This is a genomic window from Sporosarcina sp. Marseille-Q4943, assembly GCF_943736995.1.
Lineage (GTDB): Bacteria > Bacillota > Bacilli > Bacillales_A > Planococcaceae > Sporosarcina.
Genome location: NZ_OX031157.1, coordinates 452,997 through 467,585 on the forward strand (window position 1 = coordinate 452,997; position 14,589 = coordinate 467,585).

At 44.8% G+C, this 14,589-nt stretch carries 16 protein-coding genes and 1 other annotated feature; all 16 genes read right to left on the reverse strand.

Going from position 1 to position 14,589, the window contains the following annotated elements; all coding sequences use genetic code 11:
- Positions 1-19: 19 nt before the first annotated feature.
- The 16 genes from NIT04_RS11075 to NIT04_RS11150 all read right to left on the reverse strand — a co-directional run bounded on the left by NIT04_RS11075 (position 20) and on the right by NIT04_RS11150 (position 14,565).
- A complete protein-coding gene (locus NIT04_RS11075; protein WP_252503666.1) occupies positions 20-925 on the reverse strand; it encodes an RluA family pseudouridine synthase in 906 nt (301 codons plus the stop codon).
- Positions 925-1,401, reverse strand: coding sequence for a signal peptidase II (lspA, locus tag NIT04_RS11080; RefSeq protein WP_305880104.1), 477 nt, complete (start codon positions 1,399-1,401; stop codon positions 925-927). The genes NIT04_RS11075 and lspA overlap by 1 nt, the downstream gene beginning before the upstream one ends.
- A 144-nt stretch (positions 1,402-1,545) precedes the next feature.
- Positions 1,546-4,308 carry an isoleucine--tRNA ligase gene (gene ileS / locus NIT04_RS11085; RefSeq protein WP_252503667.1) on the reverse strand — a complete coding sequence of 921 codons (2,763 nt, stop codon included), beginning with the start codon at positions 4,306-4,308 and terminating at the stop codon, positions 1,546-1,548.
- Positions 4,309-4,348: 40 nt separating this feature from the next.
- Positions 4,349-4,563 (reverse strand) — a binding site (T-box leader).
- Positions 4,564-4,619: 56 nt separating this feature from the next.
- The gene (locus NIT04_RS11090; protein ID WP_252503668.1) at positions 4,620-5,126 is read right to left on the reverse strand and encodes a DivIVA domain-containing protein; all 507 of its coding nucleotides are present in this window, start codon (positions 5,124-5,126) and stop codon (positions 4,620-4,622) included.
- Positions 5,127-5,220: 94 nt separating this feature from the next.
- Positions 5,221-5,997, reverse strand: coding sequence for an RNA-binding protein (locus tag NIT04_RS11095; protein ID WP_252503669.1), 777 nt, complete (start codon positions 5,995-5,997; stop codon positions 5,221-5,223).
- Positions 5,998-6,052: 55 nt separating this feature from the next.
- The gene (locus tag NIT04_RS11100; protein ID WP_252503670.1) at positions 6,053-6,343 is read right to left on the reverse strand and encodes a YggT family protein; all 291 of its coding nucleotides are present in this window, start codon (positions 6,341-6,343) and stop codon (positions 6,053-6,055) included.
- 25 nt (positions 6,344-6,368) lie between these two features.
- A complete protein-coding gene (locus tag NIT04_RS11105; RefSeq protein WP_252503671.1) occupies positions 6,369-6,821 on the reverse strand; it encodes a cell division protein SepF in 453 nt (150 codons plus the stop codon).
- Positions 6,818-7,513 carry a YggS family pyridoxal phosphate-dependent enzyme gene (locus NIT04_RS11110; RefSeq protein WP_252505084.1) on the reverse strand — a complete coding sequence of 232 codons (696 nt, stop codon included), beginning with the start codon at positions 7,511-7,513 and terminating at the stop codon, positions 6,818-6,820. The genes NIT04_RS11105 and NIT04_RS11110 overlap by 4 nt, the downstream gene beginning before the upstream one ends.
- 71 nt (positions 7,514-7,584) lie before the next feature.
- Entirely contained in the window at positions 7,585-7,827 is a 243-nt protein-coding gene (locus NIT04_RS11115; protein ID WP_252503672.1) for a PRC-barrel domain-containing protein, read from the reverse strand.
- 470 nt (positions 7,828-8,297) lie between these two features.
- On the reverse strand, positions 8,298-9,077 hold the full coding sequence (gene sigG, locus NIT04_RS11120; protein ID WP_252505085.1) for an RNA polymerase sporulation sigma factor SigG: 780 nt from the start codon (positions 9,075-9,077) through the stop codon (positions 8,298-8,300).
- A 96-nt stretch (positions 9,078-9,173) separates the two neighbouring features.
- Complete coding sequence (gene sigE / locus NIT04_RS11125) at positions 9,174-9,887, reverse strand: RNA polymerase sporulation sigma factor SigE (protein ID WP_252503673.1); 714 nt, start codon at positions 9,885-9,887, stop codon at positions 9,174-9,176.
- Positions 9,871-10,731 (reverse strand): sigma-E processing peptidase SpoIIGA, encoded by an 861-nt coding sequence (locus tag NIT04_RS11130; RefSeq protein WP_252503674.1) that lies wholly within the window; start codon positions 10,729-10,731, stop codon positions 9,871-9,873. Before NIT04_RS11130 ends, sigE begins: the two co-directional genes overlap by 17 nt.
- A gap of 155 nt (positions 10,732-10,886) precedes the next feature.
- Positions 10,887-12,053, reverse strand: a complete 1,167-nt coding sequence (gene ftsZ / locus NIT04_RS11135; RefSeq protein WP_252503675.1) for a cell division protein FtsZ — start codon at positions 12,051-12,053, stop codon at positions 10,887-10,889.
- A 40-nt stretch (positions 12,054-12,093) separates the two neighbouring features.
- A complete protein-coding gene (gene ftsA, locus NIT04_RS11140) occupies positions 12,094-13,377 on the reverse strand; it encodes a cell division protein FtsA (protein ID WP_252503676.1) in 1,284 nt (427 codons plus the stop codon).
- 94 nt (positions 13,378-13,471) lie between these two features.
- Complete coding sequence (locus tag NIT04_RS11145; RefSeq protein ID WP_252503677.1) at positions 13,472-13,843, reverse strand: small basic family protein; 372 nt, start codon at positions 13,841-13,843, stop codon at positions 13,472-13,474.
- Between the two features lie 2 nt (positions 13,844-13,845).
- Positions 13,846-14,565 carry a DUF881 domain-containing protein gene (locus NIT04_RS11150; RefSeq protein WP_252503678.1) on the reverse strand — a complete coding sequence of 240 codons (720 nt, stop codon included), beginning with the start codon at positions 14,563-14,565 and terminating at the stop codon, positions 13,846-13,848.
- Between the last annotated feature and the right edge of the window lie 24 nt (positions 14,566-14,589).

Consider the following 14,589-nt stretch of genomic DNA (forward strand, 5'->3'; position numbering starts at 1 on the left):
TTTCACTTTGTCAACGATTTTAAGTACGCATTTTTTCAATCAATGCTCTAAAGTCTTCCGGCAAAGGCTGTGTAAACTCCAAGTACTCCCCGGTGCGAGGGTGTTTGAAGCCGATCGTGCCAGCGTGCAATGCTTGTCCGTTGAAGTCGATTGTCTTTTTCGGACCATATTTCGGATCACCTGCAAGCGGATAACCGATGTACTTCATATGCACCCGTATTTGGTGGGTCCTTCCAGTCTCCAGACGGCATTCCACCAACGTAAAATCGCCGAAACGGTCCAACACTTTGAAGTGGGTGACAGCATGCTTCCCTTTGTCTATAACTGTCATGCTTTGCCGATCTTTCGGATCCCTTCCGATCGGTGCGTCGATCGTACCTTGGTCATGTGGGATATGACCGTGGACGAGTGCTGTGTAAATGCGTGTTACCGATTTCTCGACGAGCTGATTGACGAGTGATACATGCGCTTGATCATTTTTGGCTACCATGAGCAAGCCTGAAGTGTCTTTGTCAATCCGATGGACAATCCCCGGACGCATGACGCCGTTTATTCCCGAAAGGTCTTTCACTTGATACATTAAACCGTTCACAAGAGTGCCCGTAGCATGCCCAGGCGCTGGGTGGACCACCATTCCGCGAGGTTTGTTCACGACAAGCACATCCGTATCTTCATAGACGATTTCCAGATTGAGATCTTCCGCTACGATGTCGAGCTCCTCGAGTTCAGGCTCCATCACTTGGATGACATCCCCAGTTTTCACTTTATAGTTTGATTTTACGATTGCTTCATTTACGAGAACTGCCCCGTCCTTCATCCATTGCTGGATTTGCGTGCGGGACCAATCTGCATTGATTTCCGATAGCACTTTATCAATTCTGCCGGTTCCATGTTCTTCTGTTATTACAATTTCGTGCGGTTCCATTATGTCACCTTTTTCTTGTTCTTTTTTTCATCTGCAATGACGTGAAGGATAATAAAGACGACGCCGACCGTCAATGCTGCGTCGGCCACGTTGAATATTGGAAAGTCATAATTGATGACAGGGATGAGGACATCAATGAAGTCAACAACCTCTTTCCGAACTAATCGGTCGATGAAGTTTCCGATCGCTCCGCCCAATAAAAACATCAGGCTGGCACTTAATAATTTGCTGCCCTTCGCTTCTTTGTGGAAAAAATAGATGATGCCGACGACAACTATTATTGTGACGATATAAAATAACCACATCTGCCCTTCCAGCATTCCCCATGCCGCTCCTTTATTCCGGTGCGATAAGAGTGCCAAATAAGGTTCCGCGATGGGGATTCGCTCCCCAAGATTCATGTTCTGCACAACAAGCCATTTTGTCAGTTGATCGAGCAATATTAAAAAAATAGCCAACCCATAATAAAGTATCAATCCAAAAACCCCCGTCCGACAGTTTCTGCTCCATTTTACCACAAAATGATTCCAATCATGAAATTGGCATGCGTTTAACGGAAAAGAAAAAGACTGTTGCAACAGGAACAAAGCCACCGTTGCAAACAGCCTTTACCAAAATGCTTATGAATAATATTTTTTCACGACTTCAGCACAACGTGAGCATAGCTCTGGATGGTCTGAATCTGTGCCGACAGTTTCAGAAATCGTCCAGCAGCGGTCACATTTTTCACCGTCCGCTTTTTCTACAAGAACAGTTGCGGAGTCAAGTTTTAGCGCTTCTGATGGCAAACTACCTTCTTCGCCTTCCACGAATTTGGAAACGATGAAGAATTGAGCGTAATCGATATCGTTCGCCGCAAAGATGCCGGCCATCTTTTCTGGCAAGGCAACGGTCACTTTCGCTTCGAGCGATTTACCGATCACTTTTGCATTTCTTGCCTCTTCAAGCGCCTTCAAAACATCATCGCGCACAAGCATCAATTGGCCGAAACGCTCGCGAAGTGCGTCTGCTTGATCTCCAAGGTCTTCCGCTTGCGGCATGTCAGTCAACTGTACGCTTTCCTCTTCGACATGCTCTAGATATGCCCATAGCTCATCCGTCGTATGTGGGATGATCGGCGTCAATAGTTTCAACAGAGCGAGAAGTGAATCGTACATGACGGTCTGCATCGCACGGCGGTGCGGATGATCGACGCCTTCAATATAAACGACGTCTTTTGCAATATCTAGATAGAACGAGCTCAATTCGCCTGTACAGAAATTGTTCACTGCATGATAGACGCCTGCAAACTCGTATTTCTCGTAAGCTTCAAGGACTTCATTGATCAAATCTTGCAACTTCACATAAACGTATTGGTCGATCGGACGCATATCATTGAATTCAACACGGTCAGAAGCCGGATTGAAATCTGCAACGTTTCCATGCAGGAAGCGGAGCGTATTTCGGATCTTGCGGTATACTTCCGATACTTGCTTGAAGTTCGAATCGGAAACCCGTACATCTGCCGTATAATCGACGGACGACACCCATAGACGAAGGATATCGGCACCTAGTTGATTCATCACTTTTGAAGGTACGATGACGTTGCCGAGCGACTTGCTCATTTTGCGTCCTTCCCCATCCAATGTGAATCCGTGGCTCAGTAGCCCTTTGTATGGAGCGATTCCATTGATGGCGACACTTGTCGTCAAGGATGAGTTGAACCATCCACGATATTGGTCGGAGCCTTCCAAGTACAAGTCAGCTGGATAGACGAGATCGTCCCTTTCCACTAACACGCCTTGATGTGTAGAACCGGAATCGAACCAGACGTCCATAATATCCGTCTCTTTTGAAAATTGGCCATTCGGGCTGCCTTCATGCTTGAAACCTTCCGGAAGCAGGTCTTTCGCTTCCCTTTCAAACCAAATATTTGAACCATGTTCCCTGAACAGTTTTGCAACATGTGCAATCGTTTCATCAGTAAGGATGGCTTCTCCATTTTCCGCATAAAATACCGGAATCGGAACTCCCCACACACGCTGGCGTGAAATACACCAGTCGCCACGGTCGCGCACCATATTGTACAAACGTGTCTCGCCCCATGAAGGAGTGAACTTTGTATTGCGGATCGCTTCAAGCAATTCACTACGGAATGATTCGATGGATGCGAACCATTGTGCTGTCGCGCGGAAAATGACCGGTTTTTTCGTACGCCAATCGTGTGGATACGAGTGAGTGATGAAGGAGAGTTTCAACAGAGCTCCTTCTTCTTCCAATCTTTTCGTCACTTCTTTATTTGCATCTTCATAAAATAATCCTTCAAAGCCAGGCGCCTCATCAGTCATGACACCTCGGTCATTGATTGGAGACAATGCGTCGATACCATATTGTTTTGACACGTAGAAGTCGTCTTCACCATGCCCAGGAGCAGTATGAACACAGCCCGTTCCAGCCTCGGCCGTGACATGCTCACCTAACATGACTAGAGAATCACGATTGTATAGCGGGTGTTTCGCAATTACCCTGTCCAGATCTGAACCTTTTAGCTCAGTAACAACTTCATACGATTCCCAGCCGATTTCTTTCGCAACAAACTCAACGAGATCTTTCGCCATGAGGAACTTATTTCCTTCCACATTGACGATTGCGTAAGTGAATTCTGGATGGACTGAAATTCCGAGGTTTGCAGGAATCGTCCAAGGCGTCGTCGTCCAGATGACGATTTTTACATCTTCGCTTACAACACCGCGACCGTCCTTGATCGGGAATGCAACGTAAATGGAAGGTGATTTTTTATCTTTGTATTCGATTTCCGCCTCAGCTAATGCCGATTCACTTGAAGGGGACCAGTAGACAGGCTTCAGACCTTTGTAAATATAGCCTTTCTTAGCCATCTCGCCGAATACTTGGATTTGCCTTGCTTCAAATTCAGGCTTTAAAGTGATATACGGATTTTCCCAGTTGCCACGTACGCCGATACGTTTAAATTGGGAACGTTGGCTGTCGATTTGACTGTAAGCATACTCCTCGCACATCTTTCTGAATTCGGCGACAGAAAGCTCCTTACGATTGACGCCTTTGTTGACGAGAGCTTGCTCGATTGGAAGACCGTGTGTATCCCAGCCCGGCACGTAAGGTGCGTGGAAGCCGGTCATCGATTTATGACGAACGATCATGTCTTTCAGCACTTTGTTCAGTGCATGCCCCATGTGCAAATCACCATTCGCATATGGCGGTCCGTCGTGAAGAACGAAGAATGGGCGTCCTTCGGTCCGTTTTTGCACTTTTTCGTAGATGTTCATTTCTTCCCATTTCGCTTGCATATCAGGTTCTTTGTTTGGCAAGTTGCCACGCATCGGAAATTCTGTTTTCGGCATGAGCAATGTGTCTTTGTAATCCATCCTGTTTCCTCCTTTGGAAATAAAAAAACCCCGTCCCTATGTAAGGGACGAGGGATTATTCTCGCGTTACCACCCTAGTTGCAGCATGATAAAATCATACTGCCTCTCAGAACACCATAACGGGGTGCATCCGGGATTGATTTTCGTCAATCCGGCTCTGGAGTGATTTTCGTTTCCGTTTCAGACCAGGCTCCCACCGCCCCCGGCTCGCTATGCATGAATTTCGGAAAGTACTCTCTCTTTCAACGCCTGTTCCTGCTTATATGGTCATTATTATATGTGTGAATGAGTTGGAATGTCAAGCATCCCTGTCATTCTACATCTGCAGCGGACTCAAGATGTTCTGTATCCGGCTCGTATTCTAAAAGTTTTTCCCAATCGTCAGTTTTGATCATATCGAGCTGAGCTTCGATCAACATGCGAAAACGGTTTCTGAATACTTTCGATTGTTTTTTCAAGTCTTCGATTTCCAATGCAATTTTACGAGCGCGGGACAATGCTTCATTCACAATACGGTCTGCATTTTTCTCTGCTTCTTTGACGATGAGCTTCGATTCCTGGACCGAGTTACGTCTAACATCTTCAGCCGCTTCCTGGGCGATCAAAATGGATTTCTGCAACGTCTCTTCAATCGTATTGAAATGGGAAATCTTTTCTTTCGTTTCCTTCAAACTACTTTTCAAAGCTTTATTCTCTTCCAGCACGTTTTCATAATCCTTCATGATCTGTTCGAGAAACTCATTCACTTCATCTTCGTCATAACCGCGGAAACCACGGCTAAATTCTTTATTATGTATATCGAGTGGTGACAATGCCATCTTCTGTTCCTCCCTTTCGAGTAAATCATCTATTCCCTATTATACATGCCATCCACATATAAAACAGCAGTTTTTCAGACGGTTGTCTGAAAAATCATTCTAACCTACCAATCAACAACCGTATTTTGTCTTTTCGGGTCCTTCCTTCTATCGACATAATTTTGAAACGGCCTGAACCCCGGATTGAAAGAATGTCTGATTCATTCACCTCAAACGCTTGCTGATCGCGAACGACATGATTCACTTTCACTTTATCATTCTGTATGAGTGCAACAGCTTTTTGACGCGGACAATTCACTAAAGAAGCGACAAGCGAGTCTAGGCGCAATGAACTGATTGTATGGAGCTCTTCTTTCCACGACTCCGCCATGACGATCAATTCATCAGAAGAACCGAGCTCTTCGATACGGACTTTGGATTTGCCGATTGATGTCAAATTGGCAGTGAGGTAATCTTTCATCTCCTCAGCCGCAGCGAGTTGGACGACATCATCCTCCAAGCGGATATCTCCAAATTTCGAACGGTCGATACCAAGTGCCATAAGTGACCCTAAAATATCCCGGTGTTCCAACGTCATGAATTTCGAAGGATACCTAATCGCAAAAACAGAGACTTGGAAATCAGCATCTACCGGTTCGTAATAATCTGGGTAAATTAAAGCCCTTTGGCGTTCAGGCTCAAGAAATGCGCCATGGACCCCAAATTCAAGACCGGAACTCCTTACGATGGAACTCAAAATGAATATCTGTCTCGGATCGAGAAATCCGGTGAGCTTTGGAGAATATGTATCCTCAACTTCACGCGTCCACCCGATTACCGTTTCAATGAATGGCTGTTCGTCTTTTCTAAAATGTTGTATGATCGAATCCACTTTTTTACGACTCCTTACGGAACCATTTTTACATGGGTCCCTTATAGAAAAAACCTCACATGAGTGAGGTAATGATTAATCGATATACTTCGTATACACCTCTGGAAATTAAATAATTCAATACAAAGATGGCAACAATCGGTGAAATATCAATCATTCCAAGTGGCGGGATGAACTTACGGAAAAACCCTAAATACGGCTCTACAATTTTCCCTAAAAAGATTCCGAACTTCGTTTCCCTTGTGGAAGGTACCCATGACATTAAAATGTAAATAATGAGGAGTATCAAGTAAAGATCTATTGCTTTAAAAATAATATCAAACACTATATTGACTACTGGTATCATATTCGTCTGTACACCTCATCCAATTCTATCTTTCAAAAAAATCCGAAATGGTCCCTGCCACTTCTACGTTCTCCGGCACACATAGAAAAATGTCGGTGCCAATCCGCTGAATATCCCCGCCAAGTGCGTAGACAGTTCCGCTTAGGAAATCGACGATGCGGATCCCTTGATCGCGCTCGATCCTTTGCAAATTGACAACTACGGCCCTTTTATTCTTTAAGTGCTCCGAAATATCTTGCGCTTCAGCGTAGACACGCGGTTCAAAAAGAACAACTTTTGAAGATTTCTGGATGCTTTGCAAGCTGACAACTGTTCCCGGCTGTTGCTGTGTTTCCGCAATTTGCGGCTTCCGCGAAACCGCTCTTCTCGGCTGTTGCTGCTCTTGTACCGGATGTTGTTCCCGGACAGGCTGCTCTTGCTGCAATTCCTCTTCTTCATCAAGGTAGAACCATTTCTCAAATCGTCTTTTTATGCTCATTCGTCTCCCTCGCTCTCCGTTCCGACTAATGCGGTTCCGATTCTAACGTGAGTTGCACCTTCTTCGATTGCGATTGTATAGTCATTTGACATTCCCATGGATAATAGCGTGCACGGCGCAAAGTCTAAATCTTTTGCTGCGATTTGATCACGAAGACTACTCAAGGAGCGGAATATTTTTCGGATCCACTCTTCGTCCTGCGTAAAGGGAGCCATCGTCATTAAACCAACAACTCGAATTTTATCATAGTCGGCGAGCTGAAGGATAAAATCCTCCAATTCAGCAGGGGTTAACCCCGACTTGGACTCTTCCCCGGAAACGTTCACTTGCACGAAACAATCAACCGGAGATGCTGCGCGTTTTTGAATCTCTTTCGCAATACTTAGGCGGTCCAATGAATGAAGAAAATCGACTTGGTTAATAATGTCCCTCACTTTTCTGCTTTGGACATTCCCGATGAAATGCCAGCTGACATCATCAGATTGAATGTTTTCCTGCTTTGCGAGAAGTCCTTCAGGCCGATTCTCTCCAAGATTCGAAACTCCAATTTCGATGACTTCACGTGCCCTGTCTGCAGAGACTTGCTTTGTCACCGCCACGACCGTCACATCTTGACGATTCCTTCCTGAGCGATCGCATGCTGCTTGAATTTCTTGTTCTATTTTTTCCATACGTTGTTGAAGTGTGTCCAATGAAATCACTACTTTTCTGCTTACTTTGCTTTATTGTATCAATTGGATGGACACATATCAATGATAACTCTTCATTTATCAGCCTTTTTGCCGACTAAAACGATGTCTTTGCCGATGGTCAGCACATCATCATACTTAATTTGCTTCAAATCCTTCATTTTTGAATCTAAAAACAAGGATCGTTCTGCTCCTCCAATTTGGAGTACGTCAATTTTGCCATTTTTCATATCGATTGTTGCGTCCTGTACGAATCCTAGGAACGATCCTTTTTTCACTTCAATCACTTCTTTCTTCTGCAAATCAGAAAAACGCATTCCTATCCCTCCTTTTTATTACCACAAGTTGATCTCCGCTCCAGGCGGACGCTTTCCGCGGGCGGGCGGTGAGCCTCCTCGTCCGCGACGCTGTGCTTACGCTACCTGCGGGGTCTCCCCTGTCCCGCTTTCCCGCAGGAGTCGCCGCCTTCCGCTTCGATCAAACAAATTACATCCTTTTAAAAAATATTCAACGGAGTTATTCATAATAAATTTGTTGTTATAAAGAGCTTTCAATTATCTAGTAGCTGTTGCTTGGAGTGCAAGCGCGAGACTCCTGCGGGAATAGCGTTAGTCGAAGTCCCCGCAGGAGTGAAGCGGAGCGCAACGACGAGGAGGCTGAGGCAACGCCCGCGGAAAGCGAGTGCTAGAACGGAAAGCAATAGCCAGCTTTCAAGAAAGCATTCTCCCTACAGCTTATGCTCACCAACCTGAAAAAAACGCAATGCCGAAGCACTGCGTTTTTTTATTCATTTATTTTCCATTCCGTCTCTAATAATTTGAATTGCATTTTTCTCCAGTCTTGAAATTTGTGCTTGAGAAATGCCTAGTTCTTTTGCGATTTCAGTTTGTGTCTGTCCTAAATAGAAACGTTTAGAAAGAATTAGTTGCTGTCTTTCCGTCATGCCCGCTACAGTCTCCTTCACCGAGACATATGTCAACCAACGTTCTTCCGACACCTTCTTATCCTGCAACTGATCCATAATATAAACAGGATCGCCTCCGTCGCCGTTCATCGGTTCATGAAGTGACATCGGATCTTGAATTGCATCTAAAGCAAATAAAATATCATCCTCAGGAATGCCAGTCGCTTCCGCAAGATCGGAAATTCTCGGCTCTTTCTGATGCTCGTTCACAAATTGTTCCTTTGCTCTGATTGCTTTATAAGCTATATCCCGAAGTGATCTGGATACCCTAATGGCATGATGATCTCTTAAATGTCTTTTGATCTCACCGATGATCATTGGAACGGCATATGTTGAAAATCGGACATTATGACTTAAATCAAAGTTGTCAATGGACTTCAATAAACCGATGCAGCCAACTTGAAAAAGGTCGTCTGCTTGCTCCCCCCTGTAAGCAAACCTTTGAACGAGACTCAATACTAGCCGCAAGTTACCTATGACAAGTTCTTCCCTTGCCGATTCGTCACCATTTTGAAGCCGGATAAACGTTTCTTTCATCACTTCATTCGTCAGTAATGGCAAATTGGACGTATCGATACCACAGATTTCAACTCTTGTACGCATCATTCGCTTTTCCTCCGCATTCTGTAGATGACTGTACAAAATAGTTTGTCCTCACACTTGCGGAATATGCGGAATCGAATTCGCCAATTTCAACCATCAAGCGATAGGGTGATTCAGTCTGTCCCGTAATTCGGAGATGATTTTCTTTTCAAGACGGGAAATATAAGATTGGGAAATCCCTAGTAGTTCTGCGACTTCCTTTTGGGTCATTTCGAGCTGTCCAGTCAGTCCAAAGCGACATTCCATTATATATTTCTCCCGTTCGTCCAATGTGCTGATTGCTTCAATCATATGTTGCCTCTCTAATTTTTTCTCAACATCATCAATGATAATGTGTTCATCCGTTCCCAAAATATCCGAGAGCAGCAGCTCATTTCCATCCGCATCGGAATTTAGTGGTTCGTCGAATGAAATTTCCGATCGCGTCCGATTTGTTTTCCTTAAATGCATAAGGATTTCATTTTCAATACATCTTGAAGCATATGTCGCCAATTTAATATTGCGATCGCTTTTAAATGTTTCAATCGCCTTTATAAGTCCGATAGTCCCGATGCTGATCAAATCTTCGATATGCGTATTCGTATTATCAAAACGACGGGCAATGTAAACGACAAGTCTGAGGTTCTTTTCAATAAGCGTATCCCTTGCATCCATGTCCCCTTCCATGAAGGCCCTGATCGCCTTTGCCTCTTCCTCCCTGGACAATGGCTTAGGCAGAGATTCATGGCCACCGATGTAATAAGTGCCGCTCTTTTTTCTATTGAAGAAGCTCTTAACGATCGATAACCATTTTTTAAGTTCCTGCAACATGACTAGTTCCCCTTTCGTTCGTTATGGACTCCAATGCGGAGGCATGTAAAATGGCGCCTGCCCCTTCCGGATAACGGTTATCCTGCTTCGTGAAGACAATATAGCCTGCTGGCAGCTCACTCCCTTCACCTATGATCCATCGGTTGAATTTGAAACCGACCGCCCATGAGGCACCTTGAACCGTTTGCAACCGGATCAATCGTAATTTTTTTTGATAATGCTTCGGGAAAGTTGAAAGTTGGGGCATGTCTTCTGGTTTCCATGTAAGCAGCGGTTCTTTCAACTCTTCAGGAATCGATCGTTCTACATATTTGAATGACACAAAATGCACCGGCTCTCCGGTAAGTGGTTCTGTGCAACGGTTGCCTGTATCGATGAAACACGGAATGGAGATCGCTTCATCCCAAATGGACAATACCGATGCAACTGAATAGGAGGACAGTTGTCGGGCAATTCTAACATCCAACCACTTGGTCTTTAGAAGGTAGAGGAAAACATAAGCTAGAAGTGCACTGACGAAGACCGTGAATTTGGCATCCGTAAACATGAAATTATCCGTAAAAACCGTTAACGCTCCTCCGGCAAAAAGCGCACCGATCAATACGATGACAGTCGGGCTGCCGATGGTTGCAATTGAAAATCCAAAGCCACAGACGATCATTATACCGAAGGCGACGAAGATAGCGATATAGGAGTCTGGGAAAATCGTTACCGGCAACGCACCGACGAATGAAGCGAGCAATAAGCGGAGCGTTGTAGCTTGTGCCTTGACCATCCGGTTTGCAAAGGACAAAATCGCATAGTTGAAAACCATGTTAACACCAACAATGAGTTCCCCATACATCAGCCCGCCCTCCTTGTACGTAAGGATAACACTCTACAACTGCAATGTTTGTCGGAACGAGGGAAAATGATAACAAAATAATCGACATGAATATGCAAAAAAAGCTCTCAGGCTTGTCCAATCGGACTGCCGGAGAGCTTTCTCCTATTTTTCAATTATCTTCTTTGGCGATTGCGCAAGAATGTCGGAATATCCAATGCATCCTCTTGCTGATGGCTCTGTTGTTGTCGAGTCGGCTCAGGCTGTTGGTATTGTGGCTGAGGCTCTTCTCTTCTTGTATGAGACGGCTGTACTGTCTGAGACTGAGGCTCACGTTGACGTGTAGCGCCGAACCCTGGATTTCTTGAAGGCTTCGGTTGATTCAATTGATCTTCACTGAATCCTGTTGCAATGACTGTAACGAGGATTTCGTCTTTCAGGTCATCGTTGATGACAGAACCGAAAATCATATTGACATCTTCATCTGAAGCCGAAGCGACGATATCCGCAGCTTCTTGAACTTCAAACAAGCTCAAATTAGAACCGCCTGTAATATTCATTAGCACACCTTTGGCACCGTCGATCGACGTTTCCAGAAGCGGGCTCGAAATGGCTTTTTTAGCAGCTTCTGCAGCTCTGTTCTCGCCTGTGGACATACCGATACCCATCAATGCTGAACCTTTGTTGGACATGATCGTTTTCACGTCCGCAAAGTCCAAGTTGATAAGCCCAGGTACAGCGATCAAGTCCGAGATACCTTGAACCCCTTGGCGCAGTACATTATCGGCTTCACGGAACGCTTCCAGCATCGGCGTGTTCTTATCGACGATTTCCAACAATTTATCATTTGGAATGACGATTAGCGTGTCTACCGATTCTTTCATTGCAGCGATTCCACCAATTGCTTGCGTCTGGCGCTTACGTCCTTCGAAAGTAAATGGACGTGTGACGACACCTACTGTCAATGCTCCAAGATCTTTTGCGACTTGCGCGATGACAGGTGCAGCACCTGTTCCAGTTCCTCCACCCATTCCAGCGGTTACGAAAACCATGTCAGCCCCGCGAAGTGCCTCTTCGATTTGCTCTCGGCTTTCTTCAGCTGCTTTTTTCCCAACATCAGGATTTGCTCCTGCTCCGAGTCCGCGAGTCAGCTTTGCTCCAATTTGCAATTTCACTTCGGCTTCAGATAATTTAAGTGCTTGCGCATCCGTATTTACAGCGATGAACTCCACACCTTGCACTCCATGTTCAATCATGCGGTTAACCGCGTTATTTCCTCCGCCACCGACTCCAATCACCTTAATGACTGCGAGTGCATCGACATTCGTTTCAAAATCTAGCATGCTCTCTCCTCCTAATCCCTATATGACCATATGTAGATGGTCATTCGAAAAATCCATCAAAAAATTTCTTGGTTTTGCTCATCAAGCTAGTCTTTTTCTCTCTTGATTGGACGGCTACCTTCTTTTTAGGGGAAGGTGGATAGTCCATCTCACTATTTGTAGCTACTGTTTGAGATTCGGCCGCAATACCAAAATAGCTATCTTCCATATTAGCATAACGGATAAGACCCACAGCAGTCGAATACATCGGTTCACGCACCCCGATATATTCAGGGGTATGGATCCTGACCCTTGTTCTCAACACATATCTTGCAAGTTGCAAAATCCCATCGAGCTTCGTCGTGCCACCTGTCAATACGACTCCACCCGGTAAATCATGAATTCCCATACGATAGAGCTCTTCAAGAACCAAATCGAACAATTCTTCCAATCGGACACCTATGATTTCCGATATGTATCTTTGACTATATTGATCTTTTGAATCGGCACCGATGACAGGGACTTCAAAAAGCTCGTCATCCGACGCGTCATCGTAAAAAGCATGACCATATTGATGTTTGATTTTTCTTGCCTGCTCTGTAGGTGTCTTCAGGATGATTGATAAGTCTTTCGTAATGTGGTCCCCGCCAACCGGGACGACAGCAGTTGAAATGAAGCGGTTATCCCCGAAGATGGCGATTGTCGTTGAACCTCCGCCGATATCGATAAATGCTGTTCCATGGCTCATTTCATCGTCCGTCAATGCAAATGTACCCGCTGCCAGCGGCTGCAAATAGATTTCACGGATTACAAGACCCGCCCGTTCTACACATCGTAAAATATTATGCACTAACGTTTTTGAAGTCGTGATAAGTGTACCGTCCATTTCAAGACGTACGCCAATCATTCCTCTAGGATCTTTTATTTCATCATAATCATCCACTATGAACTGCTTCGGTATGATGTTGACGATTTCCCGTTCTGGTGGAACCGACATCACTTGTGCCGATTTCATAACCCGATCTAAGTCGTCATCGGTAATTTCCCTGTTCTCCGAATTGACAGCTACAACGCCTTTTACGTCTTGCAAATGAACGCCGTTTGCAGGAATGCCTAGTATGACTTCCCTGATTTGCATGCCTGTCATCCGCTCAGCCTGTTCCACCGCTTTACGGATGGATTGGACAGTCGCATCAATGTCGATAATCGTCCCTTTTCGAATGCCTGCAGATTGGACGTTACCAACCCCGATTACGTGGAGGGATCCGCCATCCACTTCGCCGATCAGTACTTTGACTGACGAAGATCCTATATCAAGTGATACATATATTGTAGATTGACTCAATTTCCGGCACCTCCCATTACAGTCCTTATCATACATTCTATTGTATTAGAGTCGTATTGTCTAAATATTTTCTCCATCCGATGATCAATTCCTTTCATTCCTGAAATTTCGTTTCAGAAACTTTACTTCGATCCGACCATTTCGTCAGCAAAATCCTTCTAATGACTGCGATATTCTGGAATAGCCTAACTCCGAATGCGAAGACGGCGGCCAAATATAAATCCACCCCGAGATGCACCCCAAGGAAAGCTAATCCCGCAGCAAGAACAATATTGAAGAAGAAGCCGGAGATGAACACCTTATCATCATAAATTTGTTGAAGATGCGCCCGTATTCCCCCGAAAAGTGTATCCAATGCAGCTAGCACGGCGATGGACAAATAGTTGCTGTAGATTTGAGGGATCTGTAAATCCGTTAACAGTCCCAGCGAAACTCCAAGTATTAAACCAAGCAGTGGCAACCACATTGTCATTCCCCTTTCGGAAGTTCTTTCAAATAAATATTTTCAAATTTGTCGGGATACCCCCGGATGGTCACTTCCTTCTCCGGTTGTTTGATTTCAAGCACTAGATTATCGAGATAAAAATCGTCATGGATGGACGATGCCAACAAATAATTGTATAGCTTCTCGCTATCCGACATTGTAGGAGAAATAATTTTTATCGTAAAGGGGGGAGTAGAGACATTCAATCCATTTACAGTTGTTTCTCCATTGATGACACGTATCGAGCTCATTATCGTATATCGCTTGCCGTCAATCTCCATATGAATGCCTTTAAATCGATTCACTTCGTTGACGAAACGTGTAAGTAAATCGGATGAAATACTCGTGATTGGTATTCCATACGCTACGCTTTCCACCGAAGGGCGAACTTCGATCGTAAAGCCTGGTCCCGAAATATCCGTCGTTCCTGCTTTTCTGTGCAGCTTGTCCACTGTTTCCTTCAGTGCTTGTCCCGTACTCGCTTCGCTTAACGTTCTGTAGGAGGCGATTGTCCTATCCAAATCGCGGATTTCGGTCAAAAGCTCTGAATGGATTTTCTTCTCTTCGGCCAACTCTTGGCGTATCGCCCAAATATCCCTCGTATCACGTTCCTTAGGATGTTCCAACGTATTGTATTGGACAGCAATCATAAATCCAATAAGCAGGAGGACAATTGTGAATTTCCAATTGATAGCTTTTTTCAACGAACACCCTCCTTCTTAGTGATT